The sequence below is a fragment of the Chryseobacterium proteolyticum genome (assembly GCF_046591535.1).
GTDB lineage: Bacteria > Bacteroidota > Bacteroidia > Flavobacteriales > Weeksellaceae > Chryseobacterium > Chryseobacterium proteolyticum.
In genome coordinates, this window is record NZ_JBJLWK010000001.1 from 144,404 (window position 1) to 159,234 (window position 14,831).

The following is a 14,831-nucleotide window of genomic DNA, read 5'->3' on the forward strand; positions in this document are numbered from 1 at the left end:
TCGTTTTTTAATACGAAACCTTGTAAAATGAGGGATTTCTACATGTTTAAGTTTCAGTTGTGTTATTAGAATCTATCCGCGGTTTTGTATAAATTAATTCGCGATTTTATATCCGTAAAAGGAGCTTACGACAACCTGGTATATTGGACTGCCGGTTACTCCGGCGGCGGCTGCCATGCTTACGGTTTCATCTTTGTTAAGATACGTGATACACGATACGTTTCTTCCCGTCAGTGTACCCGGAGCAGGTTGGAAAGATTGTACCAAAATATTGTCTGTGCTCACCGCATAGTTTTTCATAAGATACAATACAACCCAGTCGAAACTTGGTGTACCCGGAATATTTCCGTTATCAAATTGGGTGGAACCATAAAACATATAATATCCGTTTGAAGGTGCAGTAAACCGACCGTTATTGATATTCAGTACATTTCCCGTGTTAATTACTGTTCCCTGAGGATAATTGATTTCCCTTCTGATGTAAGGACCGGTGCTGGCGGTAAGATCCTGTCTGCTTGTGGTGCTTACTGTAGAAAACGGATAACTGGTGGTGGCTGCGGGCAAGCTGTCAGAGCTTGAAAGCAAAATAAGCTCCCATGTTGTTCCTGTCGTTGTTCCTTTACTTATAAAAAATGCATAGTAACCTGCGGGAACATTAACAGTGCCAACGCCTGCTCCTGTTTGATTGTCGATTAATTCTGCTCCGTTGGCTGCAATAGATAATACGGCTGTTCCTGTATTTTTGAAATGATAGGTTCTTCCTGCAAAGTTACCGGAACCAGTAATGGCGGCAGGTAGCGTCAAAGTTCCGTTCGTATTGCTGCTGTAGGCCAGATAGTAATCCGTAGGGGCGACATTTCCACTTGCTGTAACAGCTCTGTACGTAGCGGCAAATGAACCGTTCACAGTGAGTGTGCTCCCGGGAGTGGTAGTGTTGATACCCACATTTCCTGTTTGCGAATAGCTCAGAGTGCTACTCATGGCGGCCAGTATAGTCAGGAAAATTGAATTTCTTTTCATATAAATTGTTGTTTTTAAATGGTACTTAGATCTGTTGTTCTTTTTACGGACTGAAAGTTCATTGTATTAATTTTGGAACTTTACAAAATCTAAGTAAAAAGAAGGGTTACCGCCATTAAATCCTGTTGGTACTACAAGATTGGTTTTATGCGCAACTATGGGATAAATACCAGGAGCTGCGAAGTACAATACTCTGGTCTGATCTCTCGGTACAAAATTAATGGGGTCAGGGCTCGCGGTCCCACAATAAGCTTTCCAGACTTCTCCTATACCATCGATGTAAAACCAGTAATCATTACATGTAGATGTGATTGTAATTCCTGAACGAAAAAAATACCATCCTTTTGCAGGGATGTTTACGGATATCCCTGTGACTAGGTTATCTCCACCTGCGGTTCCGGTGAAAGGATTTACCAATGTTCCCGTATAAGAAGTCCAGTTATTGGCAAATGCAGTAGTAACAGTAGATGACCAGGTGGCTAATCCATTAGAGTCGCTGGTTAATACATAGCCTAATTGTTGTGTTCCATCCTTAATCTGCAGCGCTCCGTTTGTTGTGCCATTATCAATAACAATTTTAGCATCAGCCGCACCAGCCGGGATCGTATTGGATCCTAATAAAACTTTACCAGTACCGGTGATACTCAGATTATTTCCTACGGTAGTAACGATGTCTGTAGCCTGGGAAAGGGTGCCTCCTAACTTAACATCATTCCCGGAAAGGTTTAGACCGTTACTGGCCGTATTTGTTATTCCACTTATGCTTTCCCATGTGGGATTTGCTCCGCTAAGTCCTGTACTGATCAACTGTGCACTTTGATTGGGAAGGACCAGAATATTTGTATTCCCATTAATTGTTTCAGGTAAAGCAGAACTTATGGTTATTGTAAAATTACTGTTATTGGTAATCCTATACATACGTCCTTTAAAATTTCCGGTGCCATTAATTGCGGGAGGAAGGCTAAATGTCGTATTCGTACTACCATTATATGAAACATGGAAATCAGTGGCGGTTAAACTGTAAGATGCCGTATTAACTGTCTTATAACTTGCCGCTACCGATCCGTTAATGTCTAATGTAGAGCCAGGGGTTACCGTATTAATTCCAACATTTCCCGTTTGTGCAAAGGTAATAGTTGATAAGAATAATACTAGTGGGATAAAATTTTTACTCATTTATTAAATGTTTATGGTTATGGTTTTGATGTGTCAATAATCTTATATCAGAAAAGGAAAAGTCGTGATATTAAAGTATCATTTACAAGGCGTAAAATTATAGGAATACTTCCACAAGAGCCTGTAATGGTCTGTAGAATGAAATAAAGAATCGTGTAGAAAATTTTCTACACGATTCTCCGGATCACTAACCCTTTTTTAAACAGAACTAAAAGAGTCAGTTGTCAGTGTTTGCAAATTTTACTTCAGGAAGTATAATTTTGATAAAGTTTAATAAGATCTGCAAGATGATTGGTCTTCAGTTTGTTATGGATCCTTTTTTTTATAGGTGCTTATGGTGCTCATCTGAATGTTCATCTCATTGGAAATTTCTAAATTTCCATATCCCTTCACCATTAAAATAAAAATCTGATATTCTCTTTCCGAAAGCCTCTTTATGGAATCTAACGGAGAGTCCTGTAGTAATTGATTAACAATACCGGAAGGGTAGTAGTAGCCCTCACGGAATATCCTGATTACTGCTTCTGATATTTCCTCCACTTTGCTCAGTTTACTGAGGTAACCGTTAGCTCCCTCTTTTATGTATTGTACGGCAATCTCTTCTTCATAAGCCGAAAATATCAATATTTTTACATCCGGATCGATTTCTTTAATTTCAGAAATCATTTTTTTATTTTTACTTTCAGGCATGTTGATATCAAGAATAATCAGGTCGTACTTTCGCTGGGAGATTTTTTCCAGAGTTTCCGGGTAATCTTCTGCCTGATCAACGGATATATCAGGGATTCTGGACTCCAGTATCAGGCTTGTTCCCGTAAGAACTACATCATGATCATCAGCTATAAGAATGTATTTAATCATTTTTTTTATTTTTTAAAATCAATCGGCAGGTAGTTCCCCCTGTCTTGTTTCTGGTAAAGATTATTTTACTTTCTATCATTTGTAGTAGTTGTAGCACCAGATGGATTCCCATCCCATATTTTTGGAGTAATAATTTTTCATTTTCGATGTTGTTCTGTAGCTCTTCATAATAATCTATTTTTTGCTGATCCATTCCTGAACCGGTATCTTCTACAATTAAAATAACGCTTCTGTACTCGGTAAAAGCATCTATGGTTATGGTTCCTCCTCTTGTATATTTTACTGCGTTATCCAGAAGGTTATGGATAATGGCTGCCAGAATATTTTTACTGATCCGGGTGTGTATTTTTTGATCAGCATTGTTAATAATGGATGTATGATTGCTTTCAGCTATGGTACTGAAAAGCACTATTTTTTCTGTGATCAGATCATGCAGAGAGTATGTTTCCGTTTTATCGGTTCTGTGGTGGCTGTAGATATCAGCATACTCTTTGAGCGTTGCCGTAAAATTATACAGTTGATCGGAGGATTTATAAATTGAAGCGAGCACTTTTTCAGTCCGTTGTTGATTGAATTCTTTATTCCCTAATATTTCCTTTGCAGTTAATGCAATAAATTTTACAGGAGTGGTAATATCATGTGTTATGGTACCGATCAATTTTTTTTTGCTGCTCGATTTCCTTATGAAGCTGAATTTTTGTTGTTTCAAGCTTTTCGACGGTAGCGGAAAGTTTTTCGGTACGTACGGTGATAATTTTTTCCAGTTCCAGATTTTTCTTTTGCAAAAACCGGATCCTCCATTTGAGAAGGAGGTATAACACAAAGAATAGTAATAATATCATCACTATCTTAAACCATAAGGTCTGATAAAAATAAGGTCTTACGATGAGGCTGATTTTTTTATAGATATATTTTCCCTTATCGGAAACAAGCATTCTTGCAATGAAAGAATAATTCCCGTACCTCAGATTGGAAATGGAAAACTTCCTGTCTTTCCCAATGGATTCCCATTTTGCGTTGGGAAGCCCCATAATTTTAGCTTCTATCACAATATTGTCGGGATTTGCATAATAGGGAACATCTATAAAGAGGTCTAATCTGCTGGATTTCTGTTCAAGAAAAAGAGTTTTATGAAAGGATTCGTCTTTGTTATCTACCATTGCTCTTTCGATGTAGAGGTTTTTAGGGTAGTAACTTTCGATTTTTAAGGGGTTAAAAAATACTAATCCATTCAGAGAAGGGAGCACAAAATCTCCATTTTTAAGTTTATTGCCACTTACATTGCTGCCACCATTGAATTCATTGGTGAAAAAACCCGAATCTTTTGAAAATCTGTAATAATTAACCTTAGAATCCGGGGCCTGAACAAATTTCAGAAGCTGACTTTCATGAACTTTATATAAGCCGTTATTGGTAGGGATCCAGAAAAAACCTTTTTGATCTTCGAGAATGGTATGAGGAGATGAAATATTACCATCAGCATCATAAGGCATCCTGATAAGCCTGTTGTTTTTTAGTAAATAAAATCCCTTTCCCAAAGTTGTGATCCACAAGTTACCGTCTTTTGACCTTATGATATTACGGATAGACAATTCCTGGTCAGCGATTACCGGATGTATTTGGTTTGTGCTCAACCGGATATTGTATAAACCCTTTACCGTACCGACTAAAATATGATCAGGATCGACCTTTAAAAATTTGGTAGGCTCACTATCCAATACAATTCTTCTTTCCAAAAATAGAAGGGAGTTGTCTTTGTATATCTCAAATGTTCCGCTAAATTCAGAAACACTATTCTTTTTGGGTTTTGCAACCAATGCATAAGATTTTTTTGCATCGAAAAAGAAATCTTTTAAAAAAAACTCTTTTAAAACAGTGAAGTCCCGGTACGAATTTGATTTTTTATAGATCCTTAAATCCCGGTCTTTTCGTATCATAAGGTTTTCATGCGGGTCGTATGCCATAAAAAAAGGAGCTGTATTTTTAAAATGCTTCCTACGGATCATTCCATTACGGGTGTAGATTTCACCAAAGGGATTAATGACCGAAGCGCTGTCGTAAGGAAGAGTCGCATAAAAAACGGATTCTGCTTTCGGCGAAGATCCTTTGACGGTAGTGAAATCATGAAGATTGATAACCTGCAATCCTTCCGTACTACTCCCCAGATAAAGTTTCTTGTACCATTTATCATAATATACACTGATCAGGTTGTCATTTTTTATATTGTCCATTTGGACGATCTCGGATATGATAAATTGTTCCTTTTCATAGGTGCAGAGGTAAAACTTATTATGGCTTAACACGAAAAGCTGATTGTTTATTCTGCTCCAGAAAATCTTACTATCCGTGTCGGTCAGCAAAGGGACCTGATAGGAATTTGTGATTTTTCCTTTTTCTATTTTTTCTACTTTATTTGTGGTAAAGTTGATGTAAAAAAGGATTTCATTGATTGTAAAGATCCTGGGAATATTTTTGTAAATGGCTTTAATTTTTAGCGTTTCTTCAGGTTTAGAGCGAAAACTGGTAAAGGTAAGGCTGTTTTCTTTGATGTAATACCTTCCATCCTTATCGTTCATGTAAAAGTTGATGCCGGGATACCGGGTATAGCTATAATTGGAACAATACAAAAGGTAGCCGGTATTATCTTTTGATACTACTGTAGGGAATTGTTTCAAAGAATTTGTTACCCGTGGAATTTTATTACGCAGAAGGATGGTTTTCCCGTAATCACCGGCTGTGAAAATACTGTCTTTTTCTGGGTATCCATAGAAGTATGTAAAACGCTGACTGCTCAACGGGAAGTTTTTATAGACCAGAAACTGAGCGCCATCATACCGTACAATTCCATTTTCAGTGGTGAGCCATATAAATCCATATTTATCTTTTATAATGTCTTTTACACTGTTTTGCGGGAGTCCGTTATCGGTATTATACAACTCGATGTTGTATTTCTGGCTGTAGACCTTAACAAAAATAAATATGAAAATTAATAGTATATTTTTATTCAAATCTTATTTTTTACGAATAAAACAAAGATATAACGGAATAGATAATAATAAACCAATAGTAGGTGAAAAAAACTTTAATTAACAATTTTGGATAAAGTTTATTTAATTATTTTATTTTTACAGCTGAATTTTAGCTATTGATATAAAAAATGTTGATACTTACCTGTAAGGACAATAGAGGCGCTAAATCTGCGTTGATAAATATAATTTTAAATTTTTTTTTTTATAATTTTCCGCTAGAATATCAATATAGAATGTAATAACAGTTCCCAATGAGAAATAAAAAAAATTGCACTAACCCTTATATTATTTTTACTTTTCAGTTTAAGTAAGGCTCAGAAGATCGGTGTTATAGATACCAATGTGATATTGAGTAAGCTGCCAGATTATAAAGAGGCTGAAGCAAGGCTTAATGCCCAGATAGCTACATGGAAAAGTGAGCTTCAGAGTATACAGTCGGAATATGAAAAGAAAAAATCGGCATTGGAAAACGATAGGGTATTATTGGTAGGAGAAGAATTAAAACGAAGAGAAAAAGAAGTATTCGATTTAGAGAAAAACATTAAAACGACTACCAGTTTAAGATTCGGAAGTACCGGTGAAATCAACAAGCTGAAGGCCAATATGGTTTTGCCTTTTGAAGAACAGATTCACAATGCAATGGAAACCATTTCTGAGAAAGAAGCATTAGGTGCTGTGATCGATAAGAGATATAATAATGTTCTGTACCTTGAGAAAAAGTTCGACTATACTGAGAGAGTTTTAGATATCTTATTACATAGAACCCCTGTAGTGGAAGTGAAAGAAACAACTAAAAGAAAAAGATAACTTTAGAGATATAAAAATTAAAAAGCCTGGATCAGTCACAGGCTTTTTTTATAGCTATTGGTTACCATAATGCAGTATGCTTTCATGGTTCCTATCTTTTGGGATACTCACATTTAAGTTATCGGTTACTTGTTCCATTTTGTGTGACCAGCTCAAAGGTGGATAACACTCCTTTATGATCCGAAGGCCAGATACCTATCGGAGGAACAAATGAATCCTGGGTATTCTCCGGAGTACGTATATTTTTTACAATAGACTTGTTATAGCCTATAATATGGGAGCTTTTTAAAGTAAGATTGGGAGCCTGCATAAAGAAAATATAGTCAATCCGCTCTCTTTCATCTGCGTCAGGAGCCCATGTTAACTGATTGACGGGTTTTGCCGGATTATCGGAGGGGTAGGTGAACCCGGGATGGGTAACGGGAGAAGGATGCATCATTCGATATGAGTCTTTAAAACCTGCATTATTCAGGAGTTTGGTGGTATCCCATTCGTAAACTACGGTATGATGATCATATAAGTTGGCTGTACTACTTACCCAATCAAACATAGAAGGCTCATTAAAATCTCCTCCCAGAAATACTATGGAACCTTTTGTTTTTTCTGTATTTGCATCGGAGATAAACGCTGAGATAGCTTCATCTCTATAAGATGCAAGATTCATTTCCGATATTTTTGTGAGATTGGTTTCTGGACCATTGGGTAGTTTTGACCATGTCGTCCCACTGTACCCACGAGGAAGATAACAGGCATAATGAGTATAATCAAGATGACTGGTGTAAGCAGCGATGCGCTGTCCGTTAATTTGAGTGACCAGTTTGTAAACTGAGCCGTGATCATTACTCACCGGATAGACAGAAGCGTTTTCAATAATCGGATACCTGGATAATATCCCCGAATCATCTGAACGGAAAGAATAGTAGGTATAGCCTTTGGAATGAAGTGACTGAACCAGTTTATTTGTAAAGTCGACATTATTATAGTTTCTGACTTCGCTGAGAAATACAAAATCAGCATCCGACCGGACAATTTCATTGACAATAGCATCATAGCCTCCCGTTACAGAGGTTCCTTCCTGCCATACATTGATCTGGAAAAGTTTCAGTTCTTTTACAGTAGCAGTGGCCGACCATTTGTTTTCCGTCTTTTTATTTGAATTCTTTAGCAGATCTTGCCTGGATTCCTCCTGAGAACAAGCCATCATGCTCAGTGAGCATAGCAGTAATATTTTTATTTTTTTCATATTGTATTTTCAAGTTTAGTTTTGGTGTTCTTTTTTTACTAAAATAAATATTTTTTGGTTGACAAGGATAATTTAATCAACATAGATTTATGTACAATTTGAGGTATAGGTTAACTTTTAAGGAAAATAAATATTTATTAATTAATAAATATTCATTAATTTTACAGCCTGAAATTTTAGAACTTTACTCATGCGTTTAAAAGAAGGTGATAAAAGAGAGCTCATTAAGACAGAAGCGATTAAAATGATCATCAGAAACGGACTGGAGGGATTCAGCATGAATAAACTTGCGAAGGCCTGCAAGATTTCTGTTGCTACTCCTTATCTGTATTTTAAAGACCGGGATGATTTAATTTTAACGATTGCCAAAGAAGAGGGGCAAACAATGTCTGATGCCATTCTAAAGAATTTTGATCCTGAAGCTCATTTTGAAGAAGGCTTACGGGTACAGTGGAGAAATCGGTATGGCTACATGACCACTCATCCCGACAAACATTTGTTTTTTGAGCAATTGAGGAACTCAAGCTACCAGGAAGAATTTCTTCATCATTTTTTACGGGGATTTAAGGAGACTTTAGGGAAATTCTGGGACAATGCAGTAAAGAGAGGTGAACTCAGCCCAATGCCTTTTGAAGTATACTGGTCGGTTGCTTTTTCACCCATGTACTCTTTAGCAAGGTTCCATAATGAAGGAAAAAGTCTTGGCGGAAAATCCTTTAAAATGACGGACGAAATTTTATGGCAGACATTTGATCTTGTCGTAAAAGCCTTAAAAAAGAAGTGATAAAATTTCCATTACAACATTATTATTTACACAAAAACTAATCAAACAAGGGATGCTAGGAGCTTGGTCATAACTGACGACTCCCGGAATCTTAATTTACTTTTAAAGAAATTATGGAACAACAACCTTTGCCCTTTACGGGCTATCAGAAGTTTGTCATATTTATTTTAGCAATTACCCAGTTTACGGTAATATTGGATTTTATGGTAATGTCTCCACTGGGCGATATGCTCATGAAATCACTTAGCCTAAAACCTTCAGCTTTTGGCTTTGCCGTTTCTGCCTATGCTTTCAGTGCAGGAGTTTCAGGATTGCTGACGGCGGGTTTTGCCGACAGATTTGACAGGAAAAAACTTTTACTATTTTTTTACATCGGATTTATTATCGGAACTATTTTTTGCGGTATGGCACAATCTTATGCGGCCCTGGTCGCCGCGAGAATTATTACAGGCCTTTTTGGAGGAGTGATAGGCTCTATTTCTATGGCTATTATAACTGATTTGTTTGTGCTGCAACAAAGAGGTAGGGTAATGGGATTTATTCAGATGGGCTTTGGAGGAAGCCAGGTTCTTGGGGTGCCTATCGGGCTTTATCTGGCTAATAAATGGGGCTGGGAAGCACCTTTCTGGATGGTAGCGGCTTTGAGTGTCGTTATTGCTGTTTTAATTTTCCTGAAATTGCAGCCTGTAAACAAACATCTTTCGGTACAACGGGATAAATCTGCTTTTCAGCATTTGTGGCATACAATTGCAAAAAGTAATTACAGGGTAGGGTTTGCCGCTACAGCTTTGCTTTCGATCGGAGGTTTTATGATGATGCCTTTCGGAAGTGCGTTTGCAGTTAATAACCTTGGGCTTACCAACGAACAGCTTCCTATGTTATTTATGGTTTCTGGGGTTAGCTCATTGGTGATCATGCCTTTGATCGGAAAATTAAGTGATAAAGTAGACAAGTTTAAAATATTTGCAATAGCTTCAGTATGGATGATGGGGATGTGCGTGCTTTATACTAACCTGTCCGTAACTCCGTTATGGCTGGTGATGATATTTAATATCCTGATGATGATTGGTATTATGAGCCGTATGATTCCTTCTTCAGCTTTAACGAGTGCCATTCCGGATTTACAGGACCGTGGCGCTTTCATGAGCATTAATTCTTCTCTGCAGCAAATAGCAGGTGGAATAGCAGCAGCGGTTGCAGGCGTGATCGTTACCCAAAAAAGTAAAGGGGCTCCCTTAGAACACTATAATATAGTGGGATATGTGATCGTTGCTATTTCTATATTAGGTATCTTCTTAATGTGGAGAGTGGACAACTTAGCAAAAAAGAAAACCGTTGATAAAGCTCCCATAGAAGACCCTGTTCCTTTATCGGAGTAAATAGAATGCAAATAAAAATGTTCGGATTTTCCGAACATTTTTTTTTAAGCAAAGAATGAAATTTAGAATGACACTTGTTGGTTAGCTCTTTTTTGTTTGATGTACTGATATACCGAACCCGCAAGAAACAGAATAAAAAGCGCTCCCAGCGTTTTTCCTATAATCGGATCGCTGATATCTTTTGCCAATGGATGTCCCAATGGAATACGGGTAAAAGTTTCATTAACCGTGGGCACGAGTGACAGAAAAAAGCTGAAAGAGAGTGAGAAATTTTCAAAATACCGTGCTCTGTTACTGTTTTGCTTTTTTGAAAAAAGAAAATATGCGGCAGACACCAAAACGATGATAAAGATGGAAAAAATATGTCCTGCATTAAAACCTCCATGCTTCGAAATTCCTAATGCTGTAAGTGAGGTGATAAGGGTTCCGTAAAAATATATTTTCCCGGTAGTCTGCTAAGATCGATCTTGCCGTATTTAATAAATGATAGTAATGCTCCTGCAATGGTAGCAATTCCAATAATCGTATGGAATATTCCTAAACCTGATAGTCCCATTTTATGATGTTTTTAATTTATAAATCCTTTATTTGAAAAAATACAGTTCAATTGTTTTTTTTCAATATTTTCCCAAGAGGAACATTGCAAAGTTGCGTCAGAAAAAAAGAAATAGCTTTGTGATTTCGTTCAATTGTTTGGTATTTTGGTTCATAAAAAAGCATCCTTAAACCGGTTTTAAGAATGCTATAAGGGACGATTTTTAACAGAAATAAGGAAGTGGAATATTATATCGGGTTATCGTCTTTTATTTTTTGACGATAGTTCGTTGGACTCTGATGATATTTTTCACCAAAGCTTTTTGTAAAATTAGCCAGATCATTGAATCCGCATTCAAATGCAATATGAGTGATGCGCTGATCTGAAACCGCAAGAAGTTCGGCAGCTTTTTCAAGCCTTTTGTTTCTGATATAGTTGGCAGGGGTATCATTATAGAGTTTTGAAAATTCTCTTTTAAAGGAAGACACACTCAGGTTAGCCCGTCCTGCAAGCTGTTCGATCGTTAATTGTGAAAACAGATTGGCTTCAATGATTTGCTTGAAAGTGTAAGTTGTAGGAGAAAAAAGCTGTGATAATATCACTTGTATTGCTTCCGCATTTTGGGTTTGAGCTAACAAAAGTATAATTTCCTTGAGCTTCAGAATCAGGATATCTTCATTTACCAAAGACGGATTCTCAAAATAAAACAACAGTCCTTCAATATATTTTTGAATTAAAAATTCATTGTTGATTTTTTCATTGGATTGATTTGAAATGATGTTTCCGGGAGGATGAAGTAATAAAGGCAATTCCCGATCGTAGATTTTCTTTAGTATGTCCGGATAAAAAGTAACAATTACAACTTCACAGTTAGTCTCGGAGGCAGCATGATAGATTTGCTTACCGGAGGTGATACAATTGAGAAGTAAAGAATAATGGGTAGGTATATTAATTTCATCATTATCCTTCTTATATTGTAGTTCCCCTTTTAAAACATATAGAAAACACGCCTGTTCGGTAACTGGAAAATCATAATTAAAAGGTGAGGTCAATGCAATTTTTTGCATTAATGTCTTACCAAACAGGTCATATTTTTTATAATCATTTACCATAACTTTATTTTTTATCCGGTCCTGTGATGGATAGCATTATTATCAAGAGAATGTTTTGCATGCTATTAAAATATCTATCAAATATAGATAAGAAAATATGATTTTAAGTGAGAATGTAATAAAACAATATTTTATCAGCTGTTTTTAAATTATCTCGACATAATTAATCAAGATATTGGTCAATAGTACTTTGTTGTACCGGTCAGTTTTTCAATCTGTATTTTCTTTTTAAACATAAACTTTCAATAATCAATTTACCGAATAACAATTATGACATGAATCATCGGGCGTAGTCAATATTTTTTTGTTCTTTTGCAGTGCGTTTAATTTTTAAATAATAATATGTCAAAATTTGATGATATCAGGCCTTTTTATGATGATGAAGTTAATGATGCTCTGAAGAGTGTTGCAAAACATCCTATGATGAAGGCGTTGATGCGTTTTACTTTTCCTGATCAGGACGAAGAATTTTGGCTTGGACAATTTAAAGATATTCATTCCATTAGCGATTTTCAACACCACTTTATAGCGTATACCGTTCGCCAGATCCTGAAGCAAAGCTCTGAAGGATTAAGTACTTCCGGATTCGAAGACCTGGATAAGGATACAGCCTATCTGTTTGTTTCCAGTCATCGTGATATTGTTCTGGATACCTCTCTGCTCAATTTGGTATTGCTGGATGAGGGACTTGTAATGACATCTTCAGCAATTGGGGATAATCTGGTACAGAAATCATTCCTTCATATCCTTGCAAAACTGAATCGTAATTTTTTAGTTCAGCGTGGACTGCCGATCCGTGAACAACTAAACAGTTCAAAGATCATGTCCGAATATATTTATGAGCTGCTTACTAAAGAAAACCGATCCGTATGGATTGCACAAAGAGAAGGCCGAACCAAAGACGGCAATGACGCTACACAACAAGGAGTTCTGAAAATGCTTGCCATGGCAGCAGGGGAGCAGTCATTAACCGACTTCTTTAAAAGTCTGAAAATAGTTCCGCTATCTATTTCATATGAATATGATCCTACAGATGTTCTGAAGATGCCGCAACTTATGGCGAAATCAAGAAATGAAGTTTATATTAAAGATAAGGATGAGGATTTTACAACAATGCTAAGCGGAGTGCTGGGCCAGAAAAAACGCATTCACCTGCATGCAGGAAAGGTACTCGGGACTGAGCTTGATGAGATCGGATCAGAATTTGATAACAAGAACAAACAGCTACAGGCCATTGCTCAGGTAATCGATGATTCTATTATCCGGAATTATAAACTCTGGCCAACAAATTTCATTGCCTACGACCTTTTGCATAAGACGAATCAATATTCCGGATGTTATACGGAAAATGAAAAGATGCTGTTCGAGAGAAGAATGGAAATGCGTATCGATATTTCCGATGCAGAGCTGAAACAAAGTTTTTTAGCAATGTATGCAAATCCGGTTATCAATAAAGATAAATACAATAAATAGCAGGCTTTAGCATATTTGAAATCTGTAAAATAGAATTCTTTTTTAATGCGAAAAGGGAATGAGATAAACCTGTAAACTCAAACTCTTTTGAGTTTTATCATGTATGATATAACACACAGGTCAATTCAGTTTTCCGATCAAAACCATGTCAGTAATCATTACACCATCTTTATCGGAAGAATTAAAACGTTTTACCTGCAACATTTCAAAATTATTTTCTTGGAAAGCTTTTGCTAAATAATCTTCCTGATGGTAATAAAGGTAAACCTGATCTCCTAAACTGGATGTGATCAATCCTGATTTGCTATAATCATCCTCCATCGTACTCAAATAAAATACACCTCCGGGCTTTAACAATGCGGAGACATCTTTGATTAAGGTGATCGCTTCATCACGTGTTAAATAAGGAAGACAGAAGCCACAAACAATTCCGTCAAATTTTTTTTGGAGCTTATGAATATCCCGGCAATCCATCAGTTGAAAATCTGCTGTAGGATTATTGGCTTGGGCAAGATCAAGCATTTTCGAGGATAAATCGATTCCTAATATGTTGTATTCTGGTTTTCTGTCCAATAAATATTTAGTAATATTTCCCGGACCACAGGCAATATCAAGAATATCGGCACGATCAGCCTCTATTTGATCGCAGAAGAAATTAAAAGTGTTCCCAAACAAGCTTACATCCATGAACTTATCCTGGTATATTTTTGCGGCTTTATCAAATGCCTCAACGGGTTTTAATATTTTCATGATTTTAGATTTTTAGATACCAATTTAAATAAATATTATTAATCCCAAATAAAGAGTAGTGCAGTTTTGAATATATACTTAAAATGGATTCATGATCAATTGACTAGAATAAGCAAAAGTCATGTTATTAATACTCGATTTGTCAATTTCACCTGATAACATAAATGAGTAAAATTGAAGACTCACAAGCTTTTTGCTGGTTTTTGCTTTAAGTGCAATTGAAAGGATTCTTCATCTAAACCTTATTTTTAGTTAATTAAGAAAATGTGAACAACATAAAATTATGCGATAAACGAAATTTAGGGTTGAAGGGTGAAGATTTAGGTTACTCTATTATGGGTGTTTCACCGTAAAATGAAAAAATGATATTAATAAAGCTTAAAAATAAAATGATTTATAGATTTCCATTATTAGACTTTTTAATTTGAAATTATTGACTAGATTATATTGGACTATATTGTTATGCGATAAAGCTTTACAGTTAATAAAAAATTCACCCTGACGTGATTATTGTTATGCAGAGAATAATATTGGTCTAAAAGCTTTATAATGAATAAACTAACTGCAATATCTCAATTTGTTATATTTAATTTAATTAAACAACCTTATAATTTAATATTATTTTAATGCTGTTTGTATTAATAAAAAACTTACATTAGCAT

The 14,831-nt window shown here is 36.0% G+C and carries 14 protein-coding genes; 4 read left to right on the forward strand and 10 right to left on the reverse strand.

Going from position 1 to position 14,831, the window contains the following annotated elements:
• Window positions 1-93: 93 nt before the first annotated feature.
• The 5 genes from ACJ5H0_RS00620 to ACJ5H0_RS00640 all read right to left on the reverse strand — a co-directional run bounded on the left by ACJ5H0_RS00620 (window position 94) and on the right by ACJ5H0_RS00640 (window position 6,065).
• Window positions 94-1,020 (reverse strand): hypothetical protein, encoded by a 927-nt coding sequence (locus ACJ5H0_RS00620; protein ID WP_411246731.1) that lies wholly within the window; start codon window positions 1,018-1,020, stop codon window positions 94-96.
• A gap of 66 nt (window positions 1,021-1,086) precedes the next feature.
• Window positions 1,087-2,196 carry a hypothetical protein gene (locus ACJ5H0_RS00625; RefSeq protein WP_411246732.1) on the reverse strand — a complete coding sequence of 370 codons (1,110 nt, stop codon included), beginning with the start codon at window positions 2,194-2,196 and terminating at the stop codon, window positions 1,087-1,089.
• A gap of 306 nt (window positions 2,197-2,502) precedes the next feature.
• Window positions 2,503-3,057, reverse strand: coding sequence for a response regulator (locus ACJ5H0_RS00630; protein WP_411246733.1), 555 nt, complete (start codon window positions 3,055-3,057; stop codon window positions 2,503-2,505).
• Window positions 3,050-3,715 (reverse strand): sensor histidine kinase, encoded by a 666-nt coding sequence (locus tag ACJ5H0_RS00635; protein ID WP_411246734.1) that lies wholly within the window; start codon window positions 3,713-3,715, stop codon window positions 3,050-3,052. The genes ACJ5H0_RS00630 and ACJ5H0_RS00635 overlap by 8 nt, the downstream gene beginning before the upstream one ends.
• The gene (locus tag ACJ5H0_RS00640; protein WP_411246735.1) at window positions 3,693-6,065 is read right to left on the reverse strand and encodes a ligand-binding sensor domain-containing protein; all 2,373 of its coding nucleotides are present in this window, start codon (window positions 6,063-6,065) and stop codon (window positions 3,693-3,695) included. Before ACJ5H0_RS00640 ends, ACJ5H0_RS00635 begins: the two co-directional genes overlap by 23 nt.
• 351 nt (window positions 6,066-6,416) lie before the next feature.
• Here ACJ5H0_RS00640 and ACJ5H0_RS00645 point away from each other — a divergent pair, with 351 nt between their 5' ends.
• Window positions 6,417-6,893: an OmpH/Skp family outer membrane protein gene (locus ACJ5H0_RS00645; protein WP_411248033.1), complete on the forward strand. Its 477-nt coding sequence runs from the start codon at window positions 6,417-6,419 to the stop codon at window positions 6,891-6,893.
• A gap of 118 nt (window positions 6,894-7,011) precedes the next feature.
• On the opposite strand, the gene ACJ5H0_RS00650 is transcribed toward ACJ5H0_RS00645, so the two are convergent.
• Window positions 7,012-8,136, reverse strand: a complete 1,125-nt coding sequence (locus ACJ5H0_RS00650; RefSeq protein ID WP_411246736.1) for an endonuclease/exonuclease/phosphatase family protein — start codon at window positions 8,134-8,136, stop codon at window positions 7,012-7,014.
• A gap of 190 nt (window positions 8,137-8,326) precedes the next feature.
• Between ACJ5H0_RS00650 and ACJ5H0_RS00655 the strand changes: the two genes are divergently transcribed.
• A complete protein-coding gene (locus ACJ5H0_RS00655; protein ID WP_411246737.1) occupies window positions 8,327-8,920 on the forward strand; it encodes a TetR/AcrR family transcriptional regulator in 594 nt (197 codons plus the stop codon).
• Window positions 8,921-9,033: 113 nt separating this feature from the next.
• Window positions 9,034-10,299: an MFS transporter gene (locus ACJ5H0_RS00660; protein WP_411246738.1), complete on the forward strand. Its 1,266-nt coding sequence runs from the start codon at window positions 9,034-9,036 to the stop codon at window positions 10,297-10,299.
• A 62-nt stretch (window positions 10,300-10,361) separates the two neighbouring features.
• On the opposite strand, the gene ACJ5H0_RS00665 is transcribed toward ACJ5H0_RS00660, so the two are convergent.
• The 3 genes from ACJ5H0_RS00665 to ACJ5H0_RS00675 form a co-directional block, all read right to left on the reverse strand.
• Window positions 10,362-10,535 (reverse strand): hypothetical protein, encoded by a 174-nt coding sequence (locus tag ACJ5H0_RS00665; RefSeq protein ID WP_411246739.1) that lies wholly within the window; start codon window positions 10,533-10,535, stop codon window positions 10,362-10,364.
• Between the two features lie 161 nt (window positions 10,536-10,696).
• On the reverse strand, window positions 10,697-10,855 hold the full coding sequence (locus ACJ5H0_RS00670; RefSeq protein ID WP_411246740.1) for a hypothetical protein: 159 nt from the start codon (window positions 10,853-10,855) through the stop codon (window positions 10,697-10,699).
• A gap of 227 nt (window positions 10,856-11,082) precedes the next feature.
• Window positions 11,083-11,946, reverse strand: a complete 864-nt coding sequence (locus ACJ5H0_RS00675; RefSeq protein ID WP_411246741.1) for a helix-turn-helix domain-containing protein — start codon at window positions 11,944-11,946, stop codon at window positions 11,083-11,085.
• A 342-nt stretch (window positions 11,947-12,288) separates the two neighbouring features.
• On the opposite strand from ACJ5H0_RS00675, the gene ACJ5H0_RS00680 reads away from it, so the two are divergent.
• On the forward strand, window positions 12,289-13,419 hold the full coding sequence (locus tag ACJ5H0_RS00680) for a 1-acyl-sn-glycerol-3-phosphate acyltransferase (RefSeq protein WP_273647752.1): 1,131 nt from the start codon (window positions 12,289-12,291) through the stop codon (window positions 13,417-13,419).
• Between the two features lie 120 nt (window positions 13,420-13,539).
• Here the strand turns inward: ACJ5H0_RS00680 and ACJ5H0_RS00685 are convergent, their stop codons facing one another.
• Window positions 13,540-14,169, reverse strand: a complete 630-nt coding sequence (locus tag ACJ5H0_RS00685) for a class I SAM-dependent methyltransferase (RefSeq protein ID WP_411246742.1) — start codon at window positions 14,167-14,169, stop codon at window positions 13,540-13,542.
• Window positions 14,170-14,831 lie beyond the last annotated feature (662 nt).